Source organism: Streptomyces sp. AV19, assembly GCF_015999245.1.
GTDB lineage: Bacteria > Actinomycetota > Actinomycetes > Streptomycetales > Streptomycetaceae > Streptomyces.
In genome coordinates this window covers 1-26,963 of sequence record NZ_JAEAMR010000020.1, presented here as the reverse complement: position 1 = coordinate 26,963, position 26,963 = coordinate 1, and the positions used below count along the sequence as shown (strand labels likewise).

Sequence of the window (26,963 nt, the reverse complement as noted above, 5' to 3'; positions counted from 1 at the left end):
CCCGGTCAGGCCCCGGCGGCCGTGCTCCGGCGCCGCGCCCGGTGGGCCGCCGCGTGCGCGCGGTTGCCGCACAGGAGCGGGGAACAGTAGCGCCGGGACTGGTTGCGCGAGGTGTCCACGAACACCTCCGCGCAGCGGCTCCCGGCGCACACGTGCAGCCGTTCCGCGCCGCTGGTGGTGATCACGCCGAGCAGCGCCATGGCCGCGTTGGCGGCGTACTGGTCCAGCGGCCCGGCGTCCGGCGGCGCGACGTGCAGGTGCCAGGAGCCGTCGTGGTCGGTGTAGTGCGGTACGGCGCGGTGGTCGGCGAGGACCTGGTTGAGCAGGGCGACGGCGGTGTGCGCGCGGGGTGCGGCGAACACCTCGCGCAGGACGGGTCTGAGCCGGCGCGCGGCGGCGAGGTCGGCCCCGGTCGGGACGGTGTTCAGGCGTATGCCGTGCCGGACGAACAGGGCGCACAGCGTAGCGACATCGGTCAGCCGCTCCGCCCCGCGCACGGTGTCGTAGGTGTTGACCAGTTCCTCGGCGAGGGTGACCGAGGGGTCGGTATAGCGGGTGAACCTCATCGTCGGCTCCGTCCTTCCCGGTGGTCGCCGCACCGGGGCCGCCGCACGTCCCCGGAGCCGGCGGGGCAGCACTCTACGGCCCGGGCCCCGGGCGGTCGCCGGGCCCCCGGCGCCGTTCCGCGAGGTTGTCCTCAATCCCTCCCGGACGGGCCGGATCCGCGCCCCTCCCCCCGCCCCACCAGCACGAGCCACACCCCCACCAGCACCAGATGCGTCCGCTGCACCACCCCGTGCCAGCCCGGGTGTCCGAACAGCGGGCCCACCGTGCAGACGGCGGTCACCAGCGCCGCCACCGGCACCCACCGGAGCGCGGACCGGCCCGTCCCCGACGCGAGCAGGGTCATCGACGCGAACAGTGCCGCGTGCACCAGCGCGCTCGTCGCCGTGTGCCAGGGATTGACGGCCTCGCACCCCGGCTCCGCCGAGGGGGCGCACCGCATCGGCACGACCACGTCGGCCACGGAGCACACCCCGAACGCGACCAGGCACCACCATCCCGCCCGCTTCCCGCGCTCCGCGCCGCGGCGGCACCCCGGCGGCAGCGCCGCGGCCACCACCAGCCCCGCCGCGGCGAGTTCGAGCGCGGCGAACGGCAGCCGGAAGCGCTGGTCCGCGGCGTAGAGCTCGCTGACGTAGGAGTGGCGCGGGTCGAGTCCCGTCGGCAGGACGAGCGCCGGCAGCCAGTCGTTGTAGACGACGGCGGCCGTCGCCAGCAGCAGCGGCGCCCACCGGCGCCGTACGCCACCCGTGCCGCCGGCGGGGAGGGCGGCGGTCCGCTCGAGGACGGCGGACGGCGGTTCGGACGACAGGGCGTCCCTCCTGTGGTCGGGCGACTGCGGTGTCGCCTCGGACGTCCCACCCCGGAGGCCATTGTGTGTACCGGACCCGCGCCCTCCGCAAGCGGGCGGCCGCCCGTCCCCCGGCTGCCCCGGCGGGCGGGTGACCGCCGCCCCGGCGGCGTACGTTGGAGCCGCCCCTTCCTCCCACTGGAGGCGCGAGATCCCGTGAACCGTCCCGCCGGCTCCCTCCCCCGGCCGTCGGCGCGCGCCTGGGCCGAGGCCCTGGCGGTGGTCGTGGCGGCGCTGGCCGCCATGGGCGCGGTCGGCGCGCTGGGGCTGTGGGCGGCGGGCGCGGCCGGCCTGCCGTCGGGCGCCTTCCCGGCGGTGCTCGCGGCCACGGTGGCGGCGGCCGTGGGCGGGACGGTGGAACTGACCGGCGGCGCGGGCGTCTTCGGCCGTACGGGGGCGACCCTGGAGGCCGTTCCGCTGTCGGTGACGCTGGCCGGGGCGCTCGCCGCGGGCGCGGCGCTGCTGCGGCCGCCGCGGCACGGCCCGCCGTCCGGCCCGGCGGACCTGCCGGCCCGCGCGGCCCGCGCCGCGGTGCTGTGGCTGCTCGCGCTGCTGCCGGTCACGTGGGCGGCGCGGCACACCTTCCGGGTCAGTCTGGGCGACTCGCTCCTGGACGAGCTCGGGGCGGCGCTGGGCGCGCGGCCGACGGTGGGGTTCCGCGCGGACGTGGGGGCGACGCTGGGCTGGGGGCTGGTGTGGCTGCTCGCGGTGTGCGCCGTGGCCGTCTGCGTCTCGCGCCGCACGCCGCTGCCGGCGCCGCTGCTCCGGCTCCGGGACGCGGCCGGCCCCGCGGTGCGCGCGGTGGCCGCTCTGCTGCTGGTGTACGTGCTCCTCGGGCTGGTCGTCGGGGTGGCCGTGCTGTGCACGCGGGGGCACGCGGTTCGCACGATGGCCGTGCTGCTGCTGGGGCTGCCCAATCTGGCGTGGCTCGCGCTGGGCGTGGGTCTCGGCGGGGCGTGGGAGGGCAGTGTGCCCGGCGGTGGCATCGGGCTGCCGATGCCGGGGGCGCTCGCCGCGGTGCTGCGGGAGGGCGGCGGGGGTGCGACGGTGGACCTCGCCTCGCTGTCCCGGCACGACGGCCGGGCCTGGGTGCTGGTGGCCGTCGCGGTGCTCGCCCTGGCCGCGGCGGGTTTCCTGACGGCCCGTGCCTTTCCCGCCCCGCTGTGGTGGCAGGGCGTCCGGCTCGCGGTGGCCCTGGCGGCGGGCCTGTGGGCGGCCGGGGCCGCCACCGGCCTCTCGGCCCGTTACGGCCTGTCGCTGCTGGGCATCGGCGACCTGGACGCCTTCGGGCACGAGGTGCGCCTGCACGCGCTGCTGCCGCGGCTGTCCGGGCTGGGTGCCCTGTGGGGGCTGGTGGCCGGTCTGCTGGGCGGCGTGGTGGCGGGCGGCGTCCGCGGGGGCAGGATCGTCCGGACGGGCCCGCGGTGACCGGGCCGGGGAGGGGAGCGGGACATGGCGGACGATCCGCGACGGCTGCCGGTCTTCGTCTACGGCACGCTTATGCCGGGCCTGCGCAACTACGCCTGGTTCCTGCGCGGCGGGACGGTGGCCGAGGTGCCGGCCCGGCTGGCCGGGGCGGTGCTGTACGAGGGGCCGGGCTTCCCGCACGCGGTGGCGGCGCCGGGCGGTGAGGTCCGCGGCGTCCTGATCACGCTCGTCCCCGACCGTTACGGCGCCCTGCTCGCCGCCCTGGACGAGCTGGAGGGCTGTGTGCCCGGCGGTCCGGGCAACCTCTTCGACCGGGTCGAGCGGGAGGTGGCGCTCGTCGCGGGCGGCACCGCCCGCGCCTGGGTGTACCTCGCCTCCGGCCGCGTGGCGCGCCAACTGCGCGCCACGGGCACGCTCGTGCCGGGCGGCGTGTGGCGCGAGTGATCGGGGACGCGCACCGCGTCACCATCCGTCTCACATCGTGAGCCGAGCCCAACTCGGGCAACTTCGAAGCCGATTGACCCGTCATCGTGGTCAAGTGGACAGGAAGTCGCGCACTGTTCACCCATTGTCGATCTTGTGTAAACAAGTCGATCACCTGTGTTAACTCCAGGTGAACTCTCTTTTCATGAGCATGCCAATGCTGGCACCGTCGGCCCGGGACCACAGGGTCCCGCGGTGCACAAGTGACAGCACCGCCCGAAGCCAGCGGCCCGGCCACGCGTCGGGCCGCCGTTACGCAAAGGGCGCGAACAGTGCGTACATCCCCCACCTCCCGCGGACGAATACTGACTGTCGCCGTCGCGGTGGCAGCGGCGGCGACCATGGCCGGCGTGGCCACGGCCGCCCCGGCCGGCCCGTCCGCACCCGGCACCGTCGCCTCCGCCGCCAAGGCCGCGGGCACCGGGGCGACCCGGGCCGCCGGTGCCGACGTGGTGAAGGCGGCCCGCGCCGCCGCCACGGCCCACGCCAAGGACACCGGCGTCGGCGTGAAGGAGACGCTCGTCGTCAAGGACGCCCTCGTCGACCCGGAGGGCAAGCGCCATGTCCGCTTCGAGCGGGCCTACCGGGGCGTCCCGGTGGTCGGCGGCGACCTCGTCGTCCACCTCGACGCCAGGAGCGCCTACCTGGGCACGACCCGGGCCGTCCGCCACAAGGTCGCCGTCCCCAGCATCACGCCGAAGCTGACGGAGCGCCAGGCGGCGGCGAAGGCCGCCGAGTCGGTCCGGGGCACGGCCGGCAAGGCGGAGCTGGTGGTGGACGCCACCGCGGGCAAGGCCGTCCTGGCCTACCGGGTGACCGTCACCGGCGGCCGCGCGGCCGAGAAGGGCGCCCTGCGCGCCGTGACCGTGGACGCCGCCTCCGGCAAGGTCATCGCCACCACCGCGCTGACCGACGCGTTCATCTCCCCGAAGCTCAAGGCCGCCCTGCGCGCCTCGGGCCGCACGGCCGCCCCGCGCACGGGCGCCACCCGCACCCCGCAGGCCCCGGGCGCCAAGCCCGCGGCGGGCTTCCCCGCCCAGGCGACCGGCACCGGCGCCTCGATCTTCGACGGCACCCTCCAGCTCACCACCACGCAGACCGCGCAGGACTCCTTCACCCTCAAGGACCCCAGCCGCGGCGGCGCCGAGACCCGCGACGCGGGCGGCAAGGAGCTGGACGCCTTCGGCAGCGGCAAGGCGTTCACCAACAGCACCAACCGCTGGGGCAACGGCACCGCGTCCGACCCGGTGAGCGCGGCCGTCGACGCCCAGTACGGCGTCACCAGCACGTTCGACTACTACAAGAACGTCTTCGGCCGCAACGGCATCAAGAACGACGGCAAGGGCCCGAACGCCCTGGTGCACTTCGGCGACAAGGTGGGCAACGCCTTCTGGTCCCCGGACTGCGGCTGCATGCTCTACGGCGACGGGGACGGCGAAACGTTCAAGCAGCCGCTGGTGGCCCTCGACGTCACCGGGCACGAGCTGTCCCACGGCGTGATCGAGGCGACCGCCAACTTCCAGCCGACCCGGGTGGACGCGGCGGGCAACCAGTTCGGCGAGGCGGGCTCCCTCAACGAGTCGCTCGCCGACATCTTCGGCTCCGGCATGGAGTTCAGGGCCAACAACCCGGAGAACCCGCCGAACTACCTGCTGGGCGAGAAGCTCGGCCTCGACCAGCAGTTCCTGCGCCGGCTGGACAAGCCCTCGCTCGACAAGCTGGAGGGCACGGTCGACTACTGGGACAAGGAGTCCTACGACCGTGAGGTGCACGCCGGTTCCGGCGTCTCCTCGCACGCCTTCTACCTGCTGGCCGAGGGCAGCGGCAAGAAGACCATCGGCAAGGTCTCCTACGACTCCCCCACCCACGACGGCTCGACGGTGACAGGGATCGGCCGCGACAAGGCGGAGCAGATCTTCTACCGGGCGCTCACCCGCTACATGGTCTCCACGACCGACTTCCACCAGGCCCGCACCGCCACCCTCCAGGCGGCCGCGGACATCCACGGCTCCGGCAGCGCGGAGTACAAGGCGGTGGACAAGGCGTGGGCCGCGGTCAACGTGACCGAGGCCAACACCCCGTCGGCCAAGGGCTGACCCGCTCCCGGCCCGGCGGGGCCGCTCACCCCCGCCGGGCCGGGTCCAGGTGTGTCGCGTCGCCCGAGTACCCCCGGTACGCGGGCGGCGCTCCGCCTTGCGAAGCTCCCCCGGCCACCGCTGGGAGATGCCCCCGGCACCGGACGCCGCAGGCCCCGCACCGACCCACCGGAAACGCCCTACGCCGCTTCCGTCAGCGGCTGCTCCGCCCAGATCGTCTTGCCGCCGGCGGTGAACCGCGTCCCCCACCGCCGGCACAGCTGGGCCACCAGCAGCAGGCCCCGGCCCCCCTCGTCGAAGACCCGGGCCCGCCGCATGCGCGGCGTGGTGCTGCTGGCGTCCGAGACCTCGCAGATCAGCGCGCCGTCGCGGATCAGCCGCAGCAGGATGGGCGGTTCGGCGTGCCGGATGGCGTTGGTCACCAGCTCGCTGACCACGAGCTCGGTGGTGAAGGCGAGCTCCTCCAGCCCCCACTCCTCCAGCTGGGCGAGCACCCGCTTGCGCGCCTCGGCGACCGAGGCCGGATGGGGCGTCAGCTCCCAGCTGCCGACCTGGCCGCCGCCCAGCGCCCGGGTCCGGGCCAACAGCAGGGCGATGTCGTCCGCGGGCCGCTCGGGGAGCAGCCGGGCCAGCACCTCGTCGCAGGTGCGCTCCAGCGAGCGCGCGCCGGCCGAGCGGCCCAGCATCTCCCGCAGCGTCTCCGACCCCGTGCCCGGCTCCGGCCCGTCGCCCCCGACAAGGCCGTCGGTGTAGAGGGCGAGCAGGCTCCCCTCGGGAAGTTCGAGCTCCAGCGACTCGAAGGGCAGCCCGCCCACGCCCAGGTGCGGCCCCTCCGGCAGGCCCACGAAGCGGGCCGTGCCGTCGGGGGTCACCAGCACCGGGGGCGGATGGCCGGCCCGGGCCATCACGCAGCGGCGGGTGACCGGGTCGTAGACCGCGTACAGACAGGACGCGCCCATCTCGCGCGGCTCGTCGCCCTCCTCCGCGGCGCGGTCCTGGCTGAGCTGGACGACGAGGTCGTCGAGGTGGGTGAGGAGTTCGTCGGGGGGCAGGTCGATGTCGGCGAGGGTGCGCACGGCCGCCCGCAGCCGGCCCATGGTGGCCGACGCCTGGAGCCCGTGCCCGACGATGTCGCCGACGACGAGCGCGACCCGCGCGCCGGAGAGCGGGATCACGTCGTACCAGTCGCCGCCGATCCCGGCCTGCGAAGTGGCGGGCAGATAGCGGGAGGTGGCGTCGACGGCGCTGTGACTGGGCAGCCGGGCCGGCAGCAGGCTGCGCTGGAGGGTGAGCGCGACGGAGCGCTCGCGGGCGTAGCGGCGGGCGTTGTCGATGCACACCGCGGTGCGGGCGCCGATCTCCTCGGCGAGCGGCAGGTCGTGGACGTCGAAGGGCTCGGTCTCACCCGAGCGGACGAACAGCGCGAGGCCGACGACGGAGTCGCGGGCGTCCAGCGGCAGCAGGAGCAGGGACCGCGCGCCGCCGGTCCCCGTGCCGTCGAGGACGCCGCAGGCCTCGGCCCAGGCGCGCACGCCCGGCTCGTCGACGCGGTGCAGGGACGGCTTCCCGGAGGCCAGGGCGAGGGCGGGCGGCGAGCCGGGCGGCACGGCGTACGGCTCGGCGCCGGCGGGCGGGCCGCCGTCGGCGACCGTGCGCCACGCGGTGCGGCGCAGGGTGGGGGCGCCCTCCGGGGCGCCGGGCTCCAGCAGGTCCACGCCGACGGCGTCGGCGAAGCGGCCGACCGTCGCCTCGGCCAGCTCCGTCGCGGTGCGGGTGGCGTCCAGCGTGGTCCCGATGCGCGCGGAGGCGTCACTGACCAGGGCCAGCCGCTGCCGGGCGCGGTACTCCTCGGTGATGTCGAGGGCGGCGATGGACACGCCCTGGACGGCGCCGTCGCCGTCGGTGAGGGGCGTGAAGAAGCAGGCCGTGGCCCGCTCGCTGCCGTCGGCGGGGGCGGGGAAGTAGTTGTCGGTGCGGACGGGGACGCCGGTGCGCAGGACGCGGGCCGCGATGTCCGCGAAATCCTCGAAGGGCTGGCCGCTGAGGAATTCGGTCATGCGGCGGCCGCGCATCTCCTCCTCCGGCATGCCGACGAGCCGGACCATTTCGTCGTTGACCCGCACGAGCCGGTTGTCCCGGTCGTAGACCGCGATGCCGATCGGGAACTGGAGGAAGGCCCACTCCCCGAACGCGGCCCCGTCGTACCGCTTCCCCTGGGGATCCTGCCCGGCGTGCGTGTCCATGAGGTTCATCCCGTTTCTCGCTGTGCGGCCCGATTCTCGCCGTCCGCTCTCTCCCGCGCAGGTCGGGCGGTGTGGTGCCGCCCGTAATCCGGGCCTTCTGTCTTGTTCCCGCCAGGCCCTCCGGCCAATCGTCGCGGGCATCTCCGCGGCCCGTTCGCCGTCCGATCGGTGGATGGCGTTTCCCCTGGTCCGACCCCCTGTCGGGGGACAGGACGGAGAGGGTCCGCTCCCTAGCCTGGAGACGAATTCGCCGCATATTCCACGCGCTTCGCACCAACCCACCGGGAGATACCGTGACTTCGCCGAGGAATTCCGTCCACCACCGGTCCGGGAAAACCACCGCGCCGCGCTGCCGGGCGAATCCGCGGCGGGTCCGGGTGAACGGCGCCGGGCGTACCGCGGAACCGCTGGTGGAGGACCTCGCGACGGGATGCCGCGACGCGGGAGCGGACCTGCGGTTCCGGGGTCCCGAGGTATTCGGGTTCCGGCGGATCACGATTCCGCCGGGCGGCTCGACCGGGTGGCACTACCACGACGGGCGGCTGCTCGCGGTGGTCGGCGAGGGCACGCTCACCCGCTACGAGGCGGCCGGCGGGGGCCCGGTCCGGTACGCCGCCGGGCAGGCGCTCGTCGAGCCGAGCGGCCCGGACACCGCGCACGTCGGCGTCAACGAGGGCCCGGGACCGCTGGTCCTGTACGTGCTGTACCTCGGCTCCCTGGGCGACCCGCCGGCCCGTCCCGTGCCGGAGCCCGCCCTCCGGGAGCGGTGACCATGGCCGACCGGCGCTTCCGCCTGGCGCTGGCCGTGTGCTGCACGGCCGTGTTCATGGTGGGCCTGGACTCGACGGCGCTCAACGTCGCCCTGCCCGCGATCCAGCGCGAGCTGCACGCGTCGGTCGCGGGCATGCAGTGGACGCTCGACGCCTACAACATGCTGGTGGCCTCGCTGATCATGCTGGCCGGCTCGGCGGGCGACCGGATCGGCCGGCGGCGGGTCCTGCTGATCGGCTTCGCCCTGTTCACGGCCGGTTCGGTGCTGTGCGGCCTGGCGTCCTCGACCGGCGAGCTGATCGCTTTCCGGGCGGTGCAGGGGCTGGGCGGAGCGGCGCTCGGCCCGGTGTCCCTCTCGGTGATCAGCCACGTCGCGCCGGACGGGGCGCACCGGGCGCGGGCCATCGGCGCCTGGACCGCCTCGTTCGCCATCGGCATGGCGGCGGGGCCGCTGCTGGGCGGGGCGCTGGTGACGGGGGCCGGCTGGCGGTCGGTGTTCTGGATCAACCTGCCGGTGGGACTGGCCGCGCTGGCCCTGGCCGCGCGCCGGCTGCCGGAGTCGCGGGCGGCCGTGCGCCGCCGCTTCGACGCGGTCGGCCAGCTGCTGGTGGTCGCGCTGCTGGGCCCGCTCACCTACGCGATCATCGACGCCCCGCACCGGGGGTTCCGTTCGCCCGCCGTCCTGGCCGCCGCGGCGGTCGCCGCCGCCGCGCTGGCCGGGCTGGCGCTGTACGAGCGCCGCCGCGCGGACCCGCTGATCGACCCGCGGTTCTTCCGCAGCGCGCCGTTCGGCGGCGCGGTGGTCATCTCGCTGGGGGCCTTCGCGGTGCTGGGCGGGTACCTCTTCCTCAGCACGCTCTACCTCCAGGACGCCCGGGGGATGTCCCCGCTGGCCGCCGGGGTGTGGACGCTGCCGATGCCGCTGGCGACGGTGGTGTGCGCGCCGCTGGCGGGGCGGCTGCTGGCGCGGCGCGGCCCGCGGCCGCCGCTGGTCCTGGCGGGCGGGGCCCTCCTGGCGGGCGCGCTGCTCCTGGCCCTGTTCGGCGCCGGCCCGGGTGCGCTGCCGTTCCTGGCCGGTTCGGCCTGCGTGGGCGCGGGCGTCGGGCTGGTGGACGTACCGGCCACCCAGCTCGCGGTCGCGGGCATGCCGCGCGACCGGGCGGGCGTGGCGTCGGCGGTCAGCACGACGAGCTGCCGGGTGGGGGTGTCCCTCGGTGTGGCGCTGGCCGGCGCGGTCCTGGCGGCGTCCCTGCCGGGCGGCACCGCGCCCGGCGTCGCGGCCTTCACGGCCGCGGCGGGCCCGGCCTGGTGGCTGCTGGCGGGGTTCGGGGCGCTGGTGCTGGTGCTGGGCGCGGTGGTCACCGGGGCGTGGGCCCGGTCGACGGCCCGCCGGGTGTGCTCACCGCTGCCGGACGAACCGGTCCTGAGCGCCTCGCGGCGGTGAGCACGTACGGCGTCAGTGGTGCGGCGGCATGGTGCCCACCGGGGGGAGGTCGGCGCAGCAGTAGCGGCACCGGGTCGCCGCCGTCGGCACGTCCTCCGCGAGGCAGGCGGGGCAGGTCCTGACCGGCAGGGGCTCCGCGAAGACGGTCACGCCGCGCCGCGTCTGGACGTGCCGGTACGGCACGACGATGAGGAAGTAGACGACGGCCATGAAGATGACGAAGTAGACCGCCGCCGAGATGAACGAGCCGAGGTCGAGGTAGGTGGCCTTGTTCCCGGCCCGGCCCAGCTGCCAGCCGAGTCCGAAGGAGTGGCCGCCCTGGGCACTGGCGATGATCGGGTTGATCACGGAGTCCGTGAAGGCCTTGATGAGGGTGCTCAGCGCCAGCGCGATGATCAGCCCCACCGCGACGACGACGATGTCGCCGCGCATGACGAAGTTCTTGAATCCCTTGAACATGACGGTTCCTGGTTTCAGGCATTTCGGACGAAGTCCACCGAACGCTACCGTTCCGCCATCAAATTCCCCGTCAACAACCTCGGGAGCCGTCCGGTTCGCCCCGGACGGCTCCCGAGCTCACGTACCGCTCGCCGTCCGCCTACTTGCCGTGGATGGCGAAGAGCAGCCGGCGGGAGAAGAACGACTGGTCGCCGTTGTTCACCGAGACCCCGCTGTCGGCCCTGACCACGTCGCGCGGCGCGGACTTGGCCACCGACAGCCGCAGCCGGTAGACGGCCGTGGCGCCCGGCGCGAGGGCGCGCTTCCCGGGGCGCAGCGCGGCGCCCATGCCCGGGTCGCAGCCGCCGGCCGTCAGGTTGACCTTCTCCCAGCCGCGGCCGGGGCGGTACTGCTGGAGCAGCAGGTCCTTGGGGGTGAGGGCGTGCTGCTTGCCCGCGCCGTAGGCGAAGTAGTTGACGTTCAGCGCGGGGTAGGTGCGGTTGGTGGTGTTGCGGACCTTGAGGGTGAACGTCTGCGCCGCGCCGCCGCGCGCCAGGGACGGGGTGCCCTGCCAGCCGCTCACGCTCACCTGCGGCCGGGTGGCGATCACCGTCCGGGCGGGGGCCCGGAGGGTGCGGCCGTGGCCATCCGTGACGGAGGCGTTGACGGTGAGGCGGCCGGGACGGTCGAGGTCCTGGAAGCGGAGCGCCACGGAGTGCGGGTGGCGGGGGCTCGCGTCCTTGGCCGAGACCGGGAAGGTGAGGGTGCCGCGGTGCGGCCAGCTGCCGCTGCCGGGGCGGGAGTCGAGGTCCACCCAGGTGTGCTTGGCCGGGACGTAGCGCTGGACCGTCACCGAGTCGGTGCTGAAACCGCGGCTGGCGAGGTCGAGGCGCACCGTGCCCTTGGCGACGGGGGTGCGCAGGGTCAGGGCCGCCTTCGACCACAGGCCGATGGGCGCCTGGGCGTTGGCGACGGTGAAGGAGACCTTGCGGGCACTGGTCGCCGCGTACGACGCCTCGGGCACCTGCCCGTCGCCCGGTGCCGCGGCGGCCGGGACCGCCCTGTGGGCGGCCGCCGCGCGCAGCGGGCCGCATTCGGGTGTGGCCGGGGCGGCGGGAGCGGCCTGCGCGGCCGCCACGGTGCCCGCGAGCACGATCCCGGCCGTGAGCGCCACCGCCGCGCTCCTGGCCGTCTTCCGCACGACCGACGACCGTCGCTGTGCGACTCTTCCTGTCATCAACTGCCCCCGCATTCGGGTTGTGTCCGCCTCTGCTCGAATCTCGGCTGGGGAGAGGGAGTTCCCCCGCTGAGGGTTCCCTCCGCCGCGGCCGGACCCACGCGTTCTTCCCCTCGCCCCAAGAACGGGTGAACGCGTGTGGTTCCGGCTTCCGTTCGGGGAACACTAGCGGGCCGTCAGGAACGGCGCACCAGCGCCCCGGCCACTTCCCCGGGGGCCGCCCTCCGGTGCCGCCGCATGACCACCGGGACGGCCGCCGCGGAGACGGCGAGGAGCCCTGCGGCGGCCGGGCGCAGGCGGTTGCGAACCGCTGACGCGGGCGCTTTTGACGGTGCGTACGGTACTGACGGGCAAGCGCGGCCACCGCCGTCGGCGGTGGCCGCGTCCACGGTCCCGCCATCCCCGGGCAGCCGCCCGCGCGAATCCGGAGCGTCAACACCGCGCCCACGCCGACGACTCCGTGTCCGCCCTCGCGCACCATGGCCACAGGCGCGGAGGCCGTGCCCGCCCGTTCCGGTGGGGACGGCGCGAGGAGGAAGCTCCAGGGCCTCTCCTCCCCCGGCCGCGCCGCCATGGCCACCCGACGGGGAGACACCCGCGCCACCGGCCTGGGTGCGGGGTTTCGTCCTGCATGAGGCCGTTCCCCCGTCGGCCGCCGGGGTGCGGGAGCGGCGGGCCGGGTGCGGACAGCCGCTCCGGGCAGGCGCTCCGCTCCCGCTGAGAGGGCCGCTGCCCGGTCGCCGCTTGGGGTCCGCGGGAACCGTGTGATGTGCTGTGGCGTCCCTCGTCACCGTATCCGCACGTCGTACCCCATATGCCCACACCAGGGAGGCACCGCAGCATGGCCCGCATACCGATACCGAAGGCGCCGTCGCGGGGGCAGCGTGCCCCGGAGGCGGTGCCTTCGGACGGTTCTCACCCGCGCCGGCGCGCGAGATCCCGGATCCCGGGGCTTTCCGCCCTCGACGCCACGGACCGGGCGGTGCTGGGGATCTACGCCCTGACCCGGATCGCCGTCGCGATCACCACGTACTGCACGGCCTGGTTCTTCGCCACCGGCCCCGAGGACCGGCACGCGCCCTCGTTCCTGTCCCTGTGGAACCGCTGGGACGCGGATTTCTTCCGGAAGATCGCCGAGCACGGCTACTTCTCCCAGTTCACCGAGCCCGACGGGTCCGGCGGGATCGGCTCGGCCCGGCCCGACAACCGCGAGGCGTTCTTCCCCGGCTTCCCCCTCGTCCTGCGCGCCGTGCACACCGTGGTCCCGAACTGGACGGCGGCCGGACTGCTGATCTCGCTCGTCGCCGGGGCCGTGGCCGTGGTCGCGCTCTCCCGGATCACCCGGCTGCACCTGCCGGCGGAGACCGGCGAGCGGGCCGGGCCGCGGGCGGCGCTGTTCCTGCTGGTGTCACCGTGCGCGGTCTTCCTGGCCGCGGGCTACACCGAGGCGCTCTTCCTCGCCTTCGCACTGCCCGCCTGGCTCGCCGCCCGCCGCGACCGGTGGGCGCTCGCGGGGCTGCTCGGCGCGGCGGCGACCACGGTCCGCATCAGCGGTCTGTTCGTGGCGGCGGCCCTCGCCGCGCAGTTCCTGCTCTCCCGCCCCGGCCGGAAGCAGTGGCGTTCGGCCGGCTGGCTCGCCGTCCCCGCGCTGCCGGCCCTGGCCTACAGCTGGTACCTGCACAGCGGCACCGGTGACTGGATGGCCTGGAAGCACGCGCAGGAGCGCGGCTGGTACCGGCAGTTCCACGCGCCGTGGGAAGCCTGGCAGCACACCTGGGACGGGGCTTTCGCCCACTCCAGTACCACCCACTACGCCGTGATGTTCCAGGCGGAGCTGGCCGCCATGGTGGCCGGGGTACTGCTGCTGGCCTTCCTGGTGGTGCGGCGCCAGTGGCCCGAGGCCCTCTACATCGGGCTGAGCCTGTGGGCGCTGGGCACCTCGTACTGGTACCAGTCCGTCCCCCGCGCCACCCTGCTGTGGTGGCCGCTGTGGACCGCGCTCGCGGTGGCCTGCGTGCGCCGGCCGTGGATCCGCAGCACCTATCTGTGCGTGGCCGCGCCGCTGGCCACCGTCCTGGCCCTGGTCTTCACCAAGGGCCAGTGGGCCGGCTGACCGGTCACTGCTGGTCGCGCACCGCCTCGCGCTCCCCGGCCCCCCGGCCCGCCGCGTCCAGGCTCCAACTGGCCAGCAGGCGCAGCGACTCGGCCGACGGGGAGCCGGGCTCGGCGTGATACGTGACGACGCTCTGGTCCGGGTCCTGGGGCAGGACCAGCGTCTCGCAGTTCAGGGTCAGCCCGCCCACCACCGGGTGGTGGAACTTCTTGACCCCGTAGCACTTGTCCCGCACGTCGTGCGCGGCCCACAGCCTGCGGAACTCCTCGCTCTTCATCGACAGCTCGCCGATCAGCGAGGCCAGCGCGGGGTCGTCCGGGTAGGAGCCGGCGTGCATGCGCAGCAGGGCGACGATGTCGGCCGCCTTGCGGTCCCACTCCGCGTAGAGCTCCCGGCTGGCGGGGTCGAGGAAGATCATCCAGGCCATGTTGCGCCGCTGCGCCGGGACGGCGGCGAAGTCGCCCAGCAGCGCGGCCGCGAGCCGGTTCCAGGCCAGGATGTCCATCCGCCGGCCGAGCACGTACGCCGGGACGTTGTCCATCGTGTCCAGCAGGTTCCGCACGGCGGGCCGGACGCGCTGCGGGCGCGCGGCCCCGCGCCCGGTCCCGCGGGCGGCCGGACGGGCCAGCTTGTTGAGGTGGGAGCGCTCGGCCCCGGTCAGCCGCAGCGCGCCGGCGATCGCGTCCAGCACGGCGTCCGACACGTTCTGCCCCCGGCCCTGTTCGAGCCGGGTGTAGTAGGCGACGCTCACGCCCGCGACCTGGGCCAGCTCCTCCCGGCGCAGCCCCGGCACCCGCCGGCGGCCACCGAAGGGGGTCAGTCCCACGTCCTCCGGCCGCAGCCGGGCACGGCGGGAACGGAGGAACTCGCTCAGTTCGGTAGACCGGTCCATACCGCCCAGTATGCGGGGTGACCCGCGACGGAAGGTGGTCCTGCCAGTGGTAGGACAGGCAAGCGTAGGTTGAGCGGGGATCTGGCTGCCCCGGGGGCACGGTCGCATGCTCGGTGACATGAACCGGAACACTGTCGCCGCATACGCCGCTCCGGCCCCCAAGGCCCCGCTGGAGAAGACCACGATCACCCGCCGTGAGCTCGGCGCGCACGACATCCTCATCGACATCAAGTACGCCGGCATCTGCCACTCCGACATCCACACCGTCCAGGGCGACTGGGGAGACCGCCAGTACCCGATCGTCCCCGGCCACGAGATCGCCGGCGTGGTCACCGCCGTCGGCCCGGAGGTCACCCGCCACGCCGTCGGCGACCGGGTCGGCGTCGGCTGCTTCGTCGACTCCTGCCGGGAGTGCGACAACTGCCGTGCCGGGCTGCAGCAGTACTGCACCGGCGAGCTCGGCATGGTCGGCACCTACGCCGCCACCGGCCGGGACGGCGAGCAGACCCAGGGCGGCTACTCGCAGGCGCTCGTCGTGGACGAGCACTACGCGCTGCGCATCCCCGACAGCATCCCGCTGGACGTCGCCGCGCCGCTGCTGTGCGCCGGCATCACCCTCTACTCCCCGCTCAGCCACTGGCAGGCGGGCCCCGGCAAGAAGGTCGCGGTCGTCGGCCTGGGCGGGCTCGGCCACCTCGGCGTGAAGCTCGCGCACGCGATGGGCGCCGAGGTCACCGTGCTCAGCCAGTCGCTGCGGAAGAAGGACGACGGGCTGCGGCTGGGCGCCGACCACTACCGCGCCACGTCCGACCCGGCCACGTTCGAGGAGCTGGCGGGCACGTTCGACCTCATCCTCAACACCGTCTCGGCCGACCTCGACCTGGACGCGTACCTGGGGCTGCTGCGCACGGGCGGGACCATGGTCCAGCTCGGGGCGCCCGAGAAGCCGCAGTTGATCTCCCCGTTCGCGCTCGTCACGCAGCGGAAGTCCTACGCGGGCTCGATGATCGGCGGGATCCCGGAGACGCAGGAGATGCTGGACTTCTGCGGGGAGCACGGGATCGCGGCGGAGATCGAGGTGATCCGGGCGGAGCAGATCAACGAGGCGTACGAGCGGGTGGTGGCGAGTGACGTGCGCTACCGGTTCGTGATCGACGCGGCGACGATCTGATTCGGGGGCGCCCCCGCCCCGCCCTCGTGCCAACCCCGGCGGGGTGCAGGGGCGGAGCCCCGGTGGGGGCGCAGCCCCTGCGGAAACGGTGAAAGGGCTGGGCGGGGGCAACCCCTCCCCCGCCCGCCCACCGCACACGAAGCGGCCCCCGGACCGCCGCAACCGCGGACATCCGGGAGCCGCACCGGCCGGAGCCGGACCAACCGTCAGGGCAGCTGCGCCCCCAGGTCGCTCAGCGCATTCGTGACGGGCTGGAAGAACGTCTCCCCGCCCGACGAACAGTCACCGCTGCCGCCGGAGGTCAGCCCCACGGCCGACGTGCCGTCGAAGAGCGCCCCGCCGCTGTCGCCGGGCTCGGCGCAGACCGACGTGGCGATCATCCCGGTGACCGTGCCCTCCTGGTAGTTCACGGTGGCGTTGAGGCCGGTCACCTTGCCGTCGTGCACCTGGGTGGTGCTGCCGCTGCGCCGTACGTTCTCGCCCACGGTCGCCTCGGCGGCCTGGGTGATGTTCTGCTGGCCGCCGTTGTAGAGGTCGACCGCGCTGGGATGGCTGGTGCTCCCGGTGTACTTGACGAGGGCGTAGTCGTGGCCCGGGAAGACGGACTTGGCCGTCGTCCCGATACTGGCCCCGCCCTGCCGGTCGGACCAGGTCTTGGAGATGTTGCCGCAGTGCCCGGCGGTCAGGAAGTGCGGCTGTCCGCCCTTGGTGACGTTGAAGCCCAGGGAACAGCGGGCGGTGGGTGCCCAGATGGCGTCGCCGCCGGCGATGGTGGGCCGCAAGGTGCCCGCGGTGTGCCGGAGGATGACGGTGTCCCCGAGCGAGGCGATCACCTTGTTGAGCCGGTCCAGCTTCGCGCCGCGCACGGTGCTGTCGGCCCTGACGACGACCTTGCCGGCCGTCGGGTCGACCGACCAGGCGGTGCCCGGGATGCGGGCCTGTGCGTCGAGGGTCCGTCTGGCCGACGCGAGCTGCGCCGCGGTACGGGTGACGGTGCGCGGCTCGGCACCGGCCGCCCGCACCTTCGCGGCGGACGCGTCGTCCACCACGTTGACGACGAGCTTCCGCGCCGCCGCGTCGTAGTACGCGCCGGGTGAGGTGCCCCGGAGCTCGGTGTCGATCCGCTGGGCGAGCCGTCCCGCCTGAACCGCCGTCAGCCGCTCGGGCTCCGGTGACGGCGTGGCGCCGGCTCCCTGGGTGCTCAGGGCGGTGGCCGCCAGGACCACGGCGCCGACCCCGGCCAGGGCCGCGCGCCGTCGGGATATCCGTGCTGATGTCAACTCGTGACCTCCTGTGAGGGGGGTGCGCCCGCTCGAGAGCGGGCCCGGAGGACGCAAGGACCGGACGCGACACACCGACGGCGAACCACCGGAACGTCGCGTTCATGCCAAACGCGGAATCGAGTATCCGGCCGACGGAACGCACCGAACAAGAGTGCTGACGCGCCTTCACCTCCGAAACCACGGAAAAATCGACACCCGAACCTGTGGTCGCATGGGTCTGGACCAGAGCCTCCGTCCCGCCTCCCGCCCGCGGCACCCCACCGTCCCCGCCAAGGTCACGAGCCCGCGCCCCGCCCGGCACCGCCACTGGCACAGACCTCCGGCACCCGCCCGGCCGCCGTCGGCGGTGGTCACAAATGGCCGATACGGAACCCCCGTTTCCACATACTTGCGAATCGACGCAACCTTTCTTCCCTCCCGGCACTCCTTCAAAGAGGTGCGGCAGGACCGCACGCGCGAGCTATCGGTCGCGCCGGCGACGGCGCGTACGGGAACCGAGGGATTCATGGGCGCGGGAGACGGGACACCGGTGCGCAGGGACGCGCCGCGGGCGCGCAACGCGGAGCTGCTGATGCTGGGCTTCGCGGTGGTACTCACACTGTTCGGCTACGCCTGCGTGGGACTGGCCGTCGACGGGAACGTGCCGGACGACCTGGCGTGGTACGCCGCCGGACTGTCGACGGCCGCCGGGGCCGCGCACCTGGCGGTGCGCAGATTCGCCCCGTACGCGGACCCGTTGATCCTGCCGGTCGCGGCGGCCCTCAGCGGCCTGGGACTGGTCCTGCTCCACCGGCTCGACCTCTCGTACGGAATCCGGTACCACTCCTCACCGGCCGAGCCCAGCCAGCTGATGTGGAACGGCATCGGACTGGCCGTCTGCCTGGCCGTCCTGGTGTTCCTCAAGGACCACCGCCACCTCCAGCGGTACATGTACGTGATGATCTTCGGCGCCCTGGTGCTGCTGATGGCCCCGGCCTTCTTCGGCGCCGACACCTACGGCGCCAAGCGGTGGATCCGGCTGGGCGCGCTGTCGTTCCAGCCCGGCGAGTTCGTGAAGATCGGCATAGCGGTCTTCTTCGCCGGCTATCTGACCCTGCACAAGGACGCGCTCGCCCTGGCCAGCCGCCGGGTGCTGGGCCTCTACCTGCCGCGCGGGCGGCAGTTCGGCCCGATCGCCGCGGTGTGGCTGCTCAGCCTGCTGGTGCTGGTCTTCGAACGGGACCTCGGCACCTCGCTGATCTTCTTCGGACTGTTCGTCATCATGCTCTACGCGGCCACGGAGCGCGGCAGTTGGGTGGTCTCGGGCCTGCTGATGTTCGCGGTGGGCGCGGCCGTGGTCGGTTCGCTGGAGCCGCACGTGAAGGGCCGGGTCTTCGCCTGGCTGCACCCGATGTCGTACTACGACACCCCCCGGCCGGCCGGCATCATCTCCGACCAGTCGGCCCAGGCGCTGTTCAGCTTCGGCAGCGGCGGGGTGCTGGGCACCGGCCTGGGGCACGGCCACTCCGACCTCCTCGGGTTCGCCGGCCGCAGCGACTTCATCCTGACGAGCGTCGGCGAGGAACTCGGCCTCACCGGCATGATGGCCGTCCTCCTGCTCTACGCCCTGCTCGTCGAGCGCGGCCTGCGCACGGCGCTCGACGCCCGGGACGCCTTCGGCAAGCTGCTGGCCACCGGTCTGACCAGCGCCCTGGCGCTCCAGGTGTTCGTGGTGGGCGGCGGCGTCACGGGCCTGATCCCGCTCACCGGCAAGGCCCTGCCGTTCCTGGCCGCCGGCGGTTCGTCCCAGGTGGCGACGTGGGTCCTCGTCGGACTCCTGCTCAGAATCAGCGACTCGGCGCGCAGGCCCGCGCCCGAGCCCGCGCTGGGCGTGGACGAGCAGGCGACGCAGCTGATCCGGCCCTGAGCCAGGGGGCCGCCGCACCCGAACCCGCCAACTCCCTTTGCATTCACGACCCTTGTGGCTTTGTTCAACAATCCCTAGGGTCGCGGTGTCACGGCCCCTTCCCCGTCCACCTCAGCGAGGTCTTCATGGGAACGACCGCACGTGCCGCCACTCCGCCCCCGGACGCCCGGGCCGCCTTCCGCGCCGGGCTCGCCGAACCCACCGCCGGCTGGTCGGACGGCCGCACCCAGGCCAACCTGATCGCCGTGCCCGCCGACTGGGCCTACGACGTCCTGCTGTTCGCCCAGCGCAACCCAGCGCCCTGCCCGGTCCTGGACGTCACCGAGCCCGGCGGCGTCACCACCGCCCTCGCCCCCGGCGCCGACCTGCGCACCGACCTGCCGCGCTACCGCGTCTGGCGCGACGGGCGGCCGGTCGACGAGCCCACCGACGCCACCGGCGCGTGGCGGGACGACCTCGTCGCCTTCCTCATCGGCTGCAGCTTCACCTTCGAGGGCGCCCTGCGCGACGCCGGCGTGCCCCTGCGCCACGTCGAGCAGGGCCGCAACGTCTCCATGTACGTGACGGACCGTCAGTGCCGCCCGGCCGGGCGGCTCCGCGGCCCCCTGGTCGTCTCCATGCGCCCCGTCCCCGCCGCCCTCGTGGACACCGCCCGCCGGCTCACCGCCCTGATGCCCGCCGTCCACGGCGCCCCCGTCCACGCCGGCGACCCGGCGGAACTGGGCATAGCGGACCTCTCCCGCCCCGACTTCGGCGATCCCGTTCAGGCGCGCCCCGGCGACGTCCCCGTCTTCTGGGCCTGCGGCGTCACGCCCCAAGCGGCCCTGCTGGCCTCCGCGCCGCCGTTCGCCATCACCCACGCGCCGGGGCACATGTTCGTCACGGACGTGCCGGACAGCGCGTACCGGGTGGCGTGAGCCGCGGCCCCCGGTCCCCCGCCAGCGCCCGGGCCAGCGCGCGGAAGATCCGTACCTCCGGGCCGGTGTCGTCCGCGCGCACGGCCAGGTAGCTGCTCTCCCACGGCGCGTCCAGCACCGGGACGAAGACCGCCCCGGGCCAGGCGTAGTAGCGCGCGAAGGACTCCAGGCCGCTGCCGGCCGCGTGGCCGGTGACGACCGCGGTGAGCACCTCGTGCGGGGTGAGCGCGGTGGGCGTGCCCCGGCGCGGGGCGTCGCCGCCGAAGTAGAGGTAGTCGGTGAAGACGCGCGGCGTGTGCCCCGGCAGCCGGAAGTACGGCAGGTCGGCGACGTCCGCCAGGTGCGCTCCGGTGCCGCGGGCGTCGGCCAGCGGCGAGCCCTCCGGGACCGCGACGATGCGCCGCTCGGTGGTCAGGACGTCGCAGACGATCCGCTCGTCGTCCGGGGCGGGGCGGACGAACGCCACGTCCACGCGGTCCCCGACCAGGGCGCTGACGTGCTCGGTGTAGTCGAGCTGGCGCGTCTCGACCGGGACTTCGGGGCGGGCGCGGCGGTAGGCGTTGATGGCGGCCGGGGTCAGCTCGGCCGAGCCGTGGCCCATGATGCCGACGCGCAGCGGGCGCCGGGCGGGGCGGGCCCCGGCGGCGTCCGCGACGTCGTCGAGCGCGGCGTTCGCGGCGGCGATCAGCGCCCGGGCGTGGACGGCCAGCCGCTCCCCGGCCGGGGTGAGGGAGACCGGGGCGCGGTGGAGCAGCCGGGTGCCCAGGTCGGTCTCCAGGCGGCGGATGTGCCCGGTGACCGCGGGCGGGGACAGGAAGAGCCGCGCGGCGGCCCGGCCGAAGTGGCCTTCCTCGGCCACGGCCAGGAAGGAGGACAACAGCCGGAGATCCATGCCGGCCAGCCTATGCGGGCCGGGCCCGCGCCCGCACGGGCGTTCACGATTCGTGAACGCGGGCGGCGCGGGCGGGCCGCCGGCCCGTACAACTGCCGCCATGAGCACGACCACTTCGCACACCCCGCCGGCCGCGCCGCCGGTCCGTCCCGCGTCCCGTCCCATGTCCCGTCCCGGCCTGCGGACGGCCTGGATGATGACGGCCTCGGGCTGGAGCGCCAACCAGTTCTCCTCCCTGCTCGGCGTCTACCGCTCGGAGCTGGGCCTGACCGAGTCCGCGGCCACCGGGCTGGTCGCCGTGTACGTCCTCGGGCTGATCCCCGGACTGCTGGCGGGCGGGCCGCTGGCGGACCGGCTGGGCCGGCGCCCGGTCGCGCTGACGGCCCTCGCCGTCAACCTCGCCTCGACGGCCGTCCTGATGGCGGGGACGGCGGCCACCGGGTGGCTGCTGCCCGGCCGGCTGCTCACCGGGCTCGGCGCGGGGGCCCTGCTGGCGGCGGGCAGCGCGTGGGTCAAGGAGCTGTCCGGCCCGCCGTTCGTCCCCGGCGCGGCGCCCGGCGCCGCGGCCCGCCGGGCGGGGCTGTTCGTCTCCGCCGGCTTCGCCTCCGGCGGCCTGGTCTCGGCGCTGATCGCCCAGTGGGCGCCGCATCCGACGATGCTCGCGTACGTGCCGCACCTGCTGCTGGCGGCCGGGGCGTGGGCGGCGGCGTACGGGGCGCCCGAGACGGGCGGCGGCCCCGCGCCCCGTACGTCCCCGTCCGGTTGGGACCGGGCGCGCTTCCGCCGCGCCGTCCTGCCGCTCGCGCCCTGGGTGTTCGCCGCGCCGACCGTCGGGTTCGTGACGCTGCCCGGCCTGGTGCACGGGGTGTCGGGCTGGCGCACGGTCTACGCGGGCGTCGCGACCGCGGTCGTGCCCGGCGCGGGCCTGCTGGTGCAGCCGCTGGCCCGGCGGCTGGCCGCCCGCCACCGCCAGGCCGCGGCCGTCGCCGGACTGGCCGTCGTCGTGGCCGGTTTCGTCCTCGCCGCCGTGGCGGCCTCCGGCGGGCAGCCGGTGCTCGCCCTCGGCACGGCGGCCGTACTCGGCGCGGGCTACGGCCTGTTGCTGTCCTTCGGCCTGACGGAGGTGGCCGCGATCGCACCACCGGAGCGGCTGGCGCGCGTGACGGCGCTGTTCTGGACGGCGGCGTACGTGGGAATGTTCACGCCGTACGCGGTCACCCTGCTGTCGGGGACGTTCGGGGCGGCGTGGCTGATGGGCGCCGGGGCGGTGCTGGCCGCGGTCACCTGCGCGGGGGTGACGGTCCTGGGCCGCCGGTGAAGGCCGCCCGGCCGCCTCACGACGAGCAGCTGCTACTGCTGCAACTCGACGAGGAGCAGCTGGACGAGGAACAGCTGGAGCAGCTGTGATGGCTCGAACAACCGCCACCGCCGTCGCTCCCACCGCACGAGGATCCCGACGAGGAGAACGAGGACGACGAGGAGGACGACGAGGAGGTGTCGGCCGTCCACCGGTCCGCGGCCTTCTCCAACTGCCCCCGCAGCACCTCGTCCGGCACGTGGTCCACACCCCATACCGCCACGACCCCGACCGCCCCCGCCGGATGGACCTCCGCGTCCCGCTCGCCCCACGGCGTGTGGAGGAGGTGGTCCCGCACGTCCCGGCCGTGGTCGGTGAGGTCCGTCCACCACCGCGGGTGGCACACCACCCGCAGCACGACGCCCCCGGCCACCAGCGCCGACAGCACACAGGGCACCCAGTGGACTCCCCGGGACAGCAACAGAACTCCGCCCACCGCGCCGGCCACCACCAGCCCGGCCACCTGGACGCCCGCCGCCCACCGCCATTCCGTCATCCGCCGGGACGGTATCTTCAACCCCAGCTTCTCCAGGGACCGTTCGACACCCAGCGCGGGCTCGCCCCGGCGCAGGACATTGCGCAGTTCGCGCAGCTCGCCCTCCCAGTCGGTACCGCACCGCTTGAGCAGTTCGCGCTCGACGGGGTGCCGGACGACGGGCCGGACCACCCGCAGCACGCCCTCGGCGTCCACGGCGACGCGGCCGTCGGCGTGCATCGCGGTGATCACGGTGTCGGCGACGCGCTGCCGGCCGTCGAAGAGCCAGGCCATGCCGTACAGGTCCGGTTCGACGCCGGTGACGGGACCCCGGGGGCCACGGACCCGCAGCCGGACCGCGCCGAGCCAGACGGAGGGGAGCAGCAGCGCGATCAGCGCCACGACGACGACGGTGGTCATAGGACCGCTTCCTTTCGGTACGGCACGGCTCAGGAGGAGCAGCTCGACGAGGAACAGCTGGAACAGCTCGACCCCGACGAGCACCCCGACCCGCCCGAATCGCCGGAGCCGCCGGACGAGGACCCTCCGTCGCCCCACCCCGCCTCGTTCCAGCCCCCGTCGCAGGAGGCGCCGACCACGACGGAGCAGGACGACGCCGCCCCGTACACCCAGTACGTGGAGGAGGAGGACGACGACGAGGAACCGCCGCCCGCGCGACGCTGCCGGTCCGCCTCGTTCGCCTTGCGGAACTCCTCGCGGAGCGACGCGTCCGCCAGCTTGTCCGTGCCGTGGACGGCGACCACGCCGGCGTGGCCCTCCGGGTGCAGCCGGGCGTCAGTGGTGCTCCAGGGGCCGTCCGCGCGCATCCGCCGGGCGAGGCGCTCGCCGGGGGCGGTCCAGGGGATGCGGCGCTTGCGCGGCCGGCAGGCGATGGCGACGGCCAGGCCCGGGACGGCCGTCGCGAGCACGCCCGGGAACAGCGCGGCGTCGACGAACAGGGCTGTGACCAGGGCGACGGGCAGACCGACGCGCTGGACCAGGACGGCCCGCCGCCACAGGCGCCACGTCCGCGGGCCGGCCAGCATGCCCCGCGCGACGAGGTCGTGGTGCAGTGCCTCCAGGGCCGCGTCCCTGCGCAGTCCGATACGCAGCCATTTCAGCGACTTGGCCCAGCCCGGGCCGCACTGCGCGAGCAGGGCGCGTTCCACGGCGTCGTGGGCGACCGCGCGGGTCACGGTGAGCCGGCCGCCGCGCACCGTGACGCGTCCGTCCTGCCACATCCTGGTGATCACGGCGTCCACGAGCCGGCCCGCGCCGCCTTGGAGGTAGGCGGCCCGGAGCAGGTCGGGCGCCGGCGAAGGACCGGTCCCCGGGTGGCGGGCCCGCCACCACAGCCACAGGGTCCACAGCGCGGGGGCGACGACGGCGAGGAGCGTCACCGGCACGACCACGGTCATCGGGTTCCTGCCTTCCGTCCGCCGCGCAGGGCGGTCACGAGCCGGCGGAGGGGTCCGGGCGGAGCGGCCGGCGGAGCGGTGGCTCCGGCCAGCCAGTCGGCCAGTCGGCCGAGCTGGGGCTCGGGCACGGCCCGTACGCCGATCAGGTGGCGGGCGAAGTCGAGGGCGTCGCGGTGGTAGCCGTCCGTCATGGCCCGCTTCGCGGCGTAGTCGAGGAAGAGCCGTCGGTAGTCCTCGCCCAGCAGGGCGGGCAGTTCGGGCGCCACCCGGGCGACGACGCCGGCGCGCTTGGCCCGAAGTGCCCGGCGCTGGACGGCGATCCGGTGCGGGTCGAAGCCCGGCGGGGGCGGGGCGTCGGTGACGAGCGAGGCGAGCAGGGCGTACTGGGCGCGGGCGAGCCGCTCGCGGGCGGCGTCGGTCTCAGCCATGGCGGGCTCCGGCCAACACGCCGCGTATCGCGTCCAGTTCGGCGGACAGCGCTTCCCCGGACGGGAAGTCGTCGTCGCGTTCCAGCATGACGCCGGGCGGGACGACGCGGGCGCAGAGCTCGGCGAGGACGTCGAGCACGGGCCGGGTGACGGGGTGGGCGTGGCTGTCGTACCAGAGCCCGTCGCGTTCGTACCCGCCGGCGACGTGGACGTAGGCGATGGCCTCGACGGGCAGTTCGTCCAGCGCCCGGGCCGGGTCCTCGCCCCGGTTGACGTGGTTGGTGTGGAGGTTGGCGACGTCCACGAGGAGCCCCACGCCGGTGCGTTCGACGAGCTCCGCGAGGAACTGACCCTCCGTCAGCTCCTCGTCGGGCCAGGCCATGAGGGCGGCGATGTTCTCCAGGGCGAGGGGCACGGGCAGCGCGTCCTGGGCGATGCGTACGTTCTCGCAGAGCACGTCGAGCGCGTCCCGGGTGCGGGGCACGGGCAGCAGGTGCCCGGCCTCCAGCCGGGGGCCGGGCCCGCCGGAGGAGCGGACGAACGCGATGTGCTCGCTGACCAGCGGCGACCCCAGGGCCTCGGCGCGCTCGGCGAGGGCCATGAGGCGGGCGAGGTCGGGGCGTTCGGCACCGCCGAGGCCGAGCGAGACGCCGTGCGGGACGACGGCGGTCCCGGCGTCGAGCAGCCGGCGCAGGGCGTCGGGGAGGTGGCCGGGGCAGATGTTCTCCGCCACGACCTCCACCCAGTCGATCCCGGTCAGCCCCGCGATCTCGTCGGCGATCTCCGGCCGCCAGCCGATCCCGGTCCCCAGCTCCCGCACAACCCCACCCCCAAACCCTCGGGCCTGCGATCCCGAGGTGATGACGCCCGATCACTTTACAAACCCTTGATGGGCGCTACAGGGGGCAGGGTTGTGACGCCGGTCTCACCCGACGGGCGCGGCCTCCAGCAGATCCCGGTGGTGGCGCTCCGCCACGGCGGGGTGCGCCCGGAGCCAGCCCTTGATCTCGTTGCGGCCGTACTCGGCGAACAGCGGGTTGGCCGCGTCCTGGGTGACGCCCGGGGCCCGGTCGGCGTGCGGGAAGGGCACGGGCTCGATCCGGGCGTCGAGCCGCGGGTTGTAGAAGAAGGGCACGGAGTAGCGCTCACGGGTGCCGGGCGGGCTGACCACACGGTGGTTGGTGGCCTTGAGGTAGCCGTCGGTGGCCACCTCCAGCAGCTCGCCCAGGTTGATCACGAACGCGCCGGGGAGCGGCGGCACGTCCAGGAGCGACCCGTCGGGACCCTCGACCTGGAGCCCGCCGACCTCGTCCGTCAGGAGCAGGGTCAGGAAGCCGTAGTCCTTGTGCCAGCCGACGCCCTGGCCGGATCCGTCGGGGGCGCTGCCGGGGTAGCGGACGAGCTTGAGGTGCAGGTGGGGGCGGTCGGCGAAGGCGTCGTCGTAGAAGCCGGCGGGCGCCCCGATCGCGGTGAGCAGCTCGTGCAGCAGCCGCTCGGCGACCGCGCTCAGCCGGTCGATCCAGCCCAGTGCGGCGGTGCGCAGCCCGGGGAGGGCGGCGGGCCACTGGTTGGGGCCGTCCAGCCACCAGTAGCCGGGTTCCCCGGGGGCCGGCACACGCGGGGCGCGCTCGGCACCGATGTCGATCTGGTCCCGCCAGTCCTGGCTGCCGCCGGTGCGCTCGTCGCCGATGCGGGTGTAGCCGCGGAAGTGGGGCGAGTTGAGGTTGGAGACGGCGAGCCGGTCGGCCTCCGGGAGGGCGAAGAAGGCCCGCACGGTGCGCATCAGTTCGGCGGTCTCGTCGTCGGTGATGCCGTGGCCCGTCAGGTGGAAGAAGCCGACGTCGCGGGCGGCCGCGTGCAGCGCCTCGTGGAAGCGGGCGCGCTCGTCGGGGGTGCCGGAGGCGGCGGAGAGGTCGATGACGGGGAGCTTGTCGTTCATGAGGTGTCCACAGCTTGCGTGAGGGGCCCGCTCACCTCCGGGGTCACCGGACGGCCCGTACCGCCGCGAGGGTGTGCGGGCAGGACGGGACAAGGCGGCAGGCTGGTGCGAAAAAGGCCGGAAAAGCTGGAAAAAGGGATGGGCTACGACGGAAAGCCCTGGAAAAGCGCAAGGTCAGCGCGGTGAGCGCCCCGGCCCGGGGAAGATGCCGGGCAGCAGGAGGCGCTGGTCAGCCGGAGCGGCGACAGGACATGCTCGTGACGCGCAGGAAGTCCACGTGGCGTCGCTTTACAAGCAGATTCACACGGACGAGGGTATACGACCCGCCGCAGGTTGACACCGTCCCCCTCGTCACACTCGTCCCGCCCCGCCGGGCGCCGGTACGGGGAAGTCACGGGCCCGCCCGGTCGCGTCGCGTGGGGGCGCCGTCCGGGCGGGCCGGGGGCGGGGGGCCCCCCCCGCGCCCCCCGCGACCACCCCCCCGGGCCCCCCCCCACCCGCGGCCCCCCCAACCCCCCCCCCCCCGCCCCGGGGGGGCCCCCGGCGGGGGGGCCCCCCCGGCCCCGGGCCCCCCCCCGGCCCCCCCCCCCACCCCCCGCCCCCCCAGGACCCCCCCCC

21 protein-coding genes and 1 pseudogene are annotated in these 26,963 nt (G+C 74.7%); 10 read left to right on the top strand and 12 right to left on the bottom strand.

Annotation, left to right across the window (positions count from 1 at the left end; translation table 11 throughout):
• Window positions 1-5: 5 nt before the first annotated feature.
• Window positions 6-566, bottom strand: coding sequence for a CGNR zinc finger domain-containing protein (locus I5Q34_RS27050; protein ID WP_199895059.1), 561 nt, complete (start codon window positions 564-566; stop codon window positions 6-8).
• 131 nt (window positions 567-697) lie between these two features.
• Complete coding sequence (locus I5Q34_RS27045) at window positions 698-1,279, bottom strand: DUF998 domain-containing protein (RefSeq protein ID WP_267912039.1); 582 nt, start codon at window positions 1,277-1,279, stop codon at window positions 698-700.
• A gap of 291 nt (window positions 1,280-1,570) precedes the next feature.
• On the opposite strand from I5Q34_RS27045, the gene I5Q34_RS27040 reads away from it, so the two are divergent.
• The 3 genes from I5Q34_RS27040 (at window position 1,571) to I5Q34_RS27030 (ending at window position 5,421) form a co-directional block, all read left to right on the top strand.
• Complete coding sequence (locus I5Q34_RS27040; RefSeq protein WP_199895058.1) at window positions 1,571-2,842, top strand: streptophobe family protein; 1,272 nt, start codon at window positions 1,571-1,573, stop codon at window positions 2,840-2,842.
• Window positions 2,843-2,866: 24 nt separating this feature from the next.
• The gene (locus tag I5Q34_RS27035; protein WP_199895057.1) at window positions 2,867-3,286 is read left to right on the top strand and encodes a gamma-glutamylcyclotransferase family protein; all 420 of its coding nucleotides are present in this window, start codon (window positions 2,867-2,869) and stop codon (window positions 3,284-3,286) included.
• Window positions 3,287-3,666: 380 nt separating this feature from the next.
• Complete coding sequence (locus I5Q34_RS27030) at window positions 3,667-5,421, top strand: M4 family metallopeptidase (RefSeq protein WP_199895231.1); 1,755 nt, start codon at window positions 3,667-3,669, stop codon at window positions 5,419-5,421.
• A 179-nt stretch (window positions 5,422-5,600) separates the two neighbouring features.
• Here the strand turns inward: I5Q34_RS27030 and I5Q34_RS27025 are convergent, their stop codons facing one another.
• On the bottom strand, window positions 5,601-7,664 hold the full coding sequence (locus tag I5Q34_RS27025) for a SpoIIE family protein phosphatase (protein WP_199895056.1): 2,064 nt from the start codon (window positions 7,662-7,664) through the stop codon (window positions 5,601-5,603).
• Between the two features lie 293 nt (window positions 7,665-7,957).
• On the opposite strand from I5Q34_RS27025, the gene I5Q34_RS35100 reads away from it, so the two are divergent.
• On the top strand, window positions 7,958-8,434 hold the full coding sequence (locus I5Q34_RS35100; RefSeq protein WP_199895055.1) for a cupin domain-containing protein: 477 nt from the start codon (window positions 7,958-7,960) through the stop codon (window positions 8,432-8,434).
• Window positions 8,435-8,436: 2 nt separating this feature from the next.
• Window positions 8,437-9,879, top strand: coding sequence for an MFS transporter (locus I5Q34_RS27015; protein ID WP_199895054.1), 1,443 nt, complete (start codon window positions 8,437-8,439; stop codon window positions 9,877-9,879).
• 12 nt (window positions 9,880-9,891) lie between these two features.
• Here I5Q34_RS27015 and I5Q34_RS27010 read toward each other — a convergent pair whose 3' ends face one another.
• The gene (locus tag I5Q34_RS27010) at window positions 9,892-10,338 is read right to left on the bottom strand and encodes an MscL family protein (RefSeq protein WP_199895053.1); all 447 of its coding nucleotides are present in this window, start codon (window positions 10,336-10,338) and stop codon (window positions 9,892-9,894) included.
• A gap of 139 nt (window positions 10,339-10,477) precedes the next feature.
• Window positions 10,478-11,518, bottom strand: a complete 1,041-nt coding sequence (locus tag I5Q34_RS27005) for a hypothetical protein (RefSeq protein ID WP_199895052.1) — start codon at window positions 11,516-11,518, stop codon at window positions 10,478-10,480.
• A gap of 877 nt (window positions 11,519-12,395) precedes the next feature.
• Here I5Q34_RS27005 and I5Q34_RS27000 point away from each other — a divergent pair.
• Entirely contained in the window at window positions 12,396-13,667 is a 1,272-nt protein-coding gene (locus tag I5Q34_RS27000) for a mannosyltransferase family protein (protein WP_374193063.1), read from the top strand.
• 4 nt (window positions 13,668-13,671) lie between these two features.
• Here the strand turns inward: I5Q34_RS27000 and I5Q34_RS26995 are convergent, their stop codons facing one another.
• Complete coding sequence (locus I5Q34_RS26995) at window positions 13,672-14,559, bottom strand: helix-turn-helix transcriptional regulator (protein ID WP_199895050.1); 888 nt, start codon at window positions 14,557-14,559, stop codon at window positions 13,672-13,674.
• Window positions 14,560-14,677: 118 nt separating this feature from the next.
• Here I5Q34_RS26995 and I5Q34_RS26990 point away from each other — a divergent pair, with 118 nt between their 5' ends.
• Entirely contained in the window at window positions 14,678-15,730 is a 1,053-nt protein-coding gene (locus tag I5Q34_RS26990; RefSeq protein ID WP_199895049.1) for an NAD(P)-dependent alcohol dehydrogenase, read from the top strand.
• Window positions 15,731-15,936: 206 nt separating this feature from the next.
• Here the strand turns inward: I5Q34_RS26990 and I5Q34_RS26985 are convergent, their stop codons facing one another.
• Entirely contained in the window at window positions 15,937-17,010 is a 1,074-nt protein-coding gene (locus I5Q34_RS26985; protein ID WP_199895048.1) for a S1 family peptidase, read from the bottom strand.
• Window positions 17,011-17,518: 508 nt separating this feature from the next.
• Here I5Q34_RS26985 and I5Q34_RS26980 point away from each other — a divergent pair.
• The gene (locus I5Q34_RS26980; RefSeq protein WP_199895047.1) at window positions 17,519-18,919 is read left to right on the top strand and encodes an FtsW/RodA/SpoVE family cell cycle protein; all 1,401 of its coding nucleotides are present in this window, start codon (window positions 17,519-17,521) and stop codon (window positions 18,917-18,919) included.
• Window positions 18,920-19,044: 125 nt separating this feature from the next.
• On the top strand, window positions 19,045-19,836 hold the full coding sequence (locus I5Q34_RS26975) for a putative hydro-lyase (RefSeq protein ID WP_199895046.1): 792 nt from the start codon (window positions 19,045-19,047) through the stop codon (window positions 19,834-19,836).
• On the opposite strand, the gene I5Q34_RS26970 is transcribed toward I5Q34_RS26975, so the two are convergent.
• Window positions 19,799-20,728 carry a LysR family transcriptional regulator gene (locus I5Q34_RS26970; protein WP_199895045.1) on the bottom strand — a complete coding sequence of 310 codons (930 nt, stop codon included), beginning with the start codon at window positions 20,726-20,728 and terminating at the stop codon, window positions 19,799-19,801. The genes I5Q34_RS26975 and I5Q34_RS26970 overlap by 38 nt on opposite strands.
• Window positions 20,729-20,828: 100 nt before the next feature.
• Here I5Q34_RS26970 and I5Q34_RS26965 point away from each other — a divergent pair, with 100 nt between their 5' ends.
• On the top strand, window positions 20,829-22,046 hold the full coding sequence (locus I5Q34_RS26965) for an MFS transporter (protein WP_234429614.1): 1,218 nt from the start codon (window positions 20,829-20,831) through the stop codon (window positions 22,044-22,046).
• Between the two features lie 16 nt (window positions 22,047-22,062).
• On the opposite strand, the gene I5Q34_RS26960 is transcribed toward I5Q34_RS26965, so the two are convergent.
• From I5Q34_RS26960 to I5Q34_RS26945, 4 genes and pseudogenes are all read right to left on the bottom strand, one after another.
• Complete coding sequence (locus I5Q34_RS26960) at window positions 22,063-22,980, bottom strand: TIGR04222 domain-containing membrane protein (protein ID WP_199895044.1); 918 nt, start codon at window positions 22,978-22,980, stop codon at window positions 22,063-22,065.
• 29 nt (window positions 22,981-23,009) lie between these two features.
• Window positions 23,010-23,978: a TIGR04222 domain-containing membrane protein gene (locus I5Q34_RS26955; protein WP_199895043.1), complete on the bottom strand. Its 969-nt coding sequence runs from the start codon at window positions 23,976-23,978 to the stop codon at window positions 23,010-23,012.
• Window positions 23,975-25,226: pseudogene (locus tag I5Q34_RS26950) on the bottom strand (DUF692 family multinuclear iron-containing protein). Before I5Q34_RS26950 ends, I5Q34_RS26955 begins: the two are co-directional and overlap by 4 nt.
• A 105-nt stretch (window positions 25,227-25,331) precedes the next feature.
• Window positions 25,332-26,345, bottom strand: coding sequence for an isopenicillin N synthase family oxygenase (locus I5Q34_RS26945; RefSeq protein ID WP_199895042.1), 1,014 nt, complete (start codon window positions 26,343-26,345; stop codon window positions 25,332-25,334).
• Window positions 26,346-26,963 lie beyond the last annotated feature (618 nt).

Excerpts from the sequence above, each read along its gene's own strand:
- I5Q34_RS27050 (WP_199895059.1), bottom strand. The coding sequence starts at position 566 with ATGAGGTTCACCCGCTATACCGACCCCTCGGTCACCCTCGCCGAGGAA.
- I5Q34_RS27035 (WP_199895057.1), top strand. The coding sequence starts at position 2,867 with ATGGCGGACGATCCGCGACGGCTGCCGGTCTTCGTCTACGGCACGCTT.
- I5Q34_RS27030 (WP_199895231.1), top strand. The coding sequence starts at position 3,667 with ATGGCCGGCGTGGCCACGGCCGCCCCGGCCGGCCCGTCCGCACCCGGC.
- I5Q34_RS27025 (WP_199895056.1), bottom strand. The coding sequence starts at position 7,664 with ATGGACACGCACGCCGGGCAGGATCCCCAGGGGAAGCGGTACGACGGG.
- I5Q34_RS27015 (WP_199895054.1), top strand. The coding sequence starts at position 8,437 with ATGGCCGACCGGCGCTTCCGCCTGGCGCTGGCCGTGTGCTGCACGGCC.
- I5Q34_RS27010 (WP_199895053.1), bottom strand. The coding sequence starts at position 10,338 with ATGTTCAAGGGATTCAAGAACTTCGTCATGCGCGGCGACATCGTCGTC.
- I5Q34_RS27000 (WP_374193063.1), top strand. The coding sequence starts at position 12,396 with ATGGCCCGCATACCGATACCGAAGGCGCCGTCGCGGGGGCAGCGTGCC.
- I5Q34_RS26995 (WP_199895050.1), bottom strand. The coding sequence starts at position 14,559 with ATGGACCGGTCTACCGAACTGAGCGAGTTCCTCCGTTCCCGCCGTGCC.
- I5Q34_RS26990 (WP_199895049.1), top strand. The coding sequence starts at position 14,678 with ATGAACCGGAACACTGTCGCCGCATACGCCGCTCCGGCCCCCAAGGCC.
- I5Q34_RS26980 (WP_199895047.1), top strand. The coding sequence starts at position 17,519 with ATGGGCGCGGGAGACGGGACACCGGTGCGCAGGGACGCGCCGCGGGCG.
- I5Q34_RS26975 (WP_199895046.1), top strand. The coding sequence starts at position 19,045 with ATGGGAACGACCGCACGTGCCGCCACTCCGCCCCCGGACGCCCGGGCC.
- I5Q34_RS26970 (WP_199895045.1), bottom strand. The coding sequence starts at position 20,728 with ATGGATCTCCGGCTGTTGTCCTCCTTCCTGGCCGTGGCCGAGGAAGGC.
- I5Q34_RS26965 (WP_234429614.1), top strand. The coding sequence starts at position 20,829 with ATGAGCACGACCACTTCGCACACCCCGCCGGCCGCGCCGCCGGTCCGT.
- I5Q34_RS26960 (WP_199895044.1), bottom strand. The coding sequence starts at position 22,980 with ATGACCACCGTCGTCGTCGTGGCGCTGATCGCGCTGCTGCTCCCCTCC.
- I5Q34_RS26955 (WP_199895043.1), bottom strand. The coding sequence starts at position 23,978 with ATGACCGTGGTCGTGCCGGTGACGCTCCTCGCCGTCGTCGCCCCCGCG.
- I5Q34_RS26945 (WP_199895042.1), bottom strand. The coding sequence starts at position 26,345 with ATGAACGACAAGCTCCCCGTCATCGACCTCTCCGCCGCCTCCGGCACC.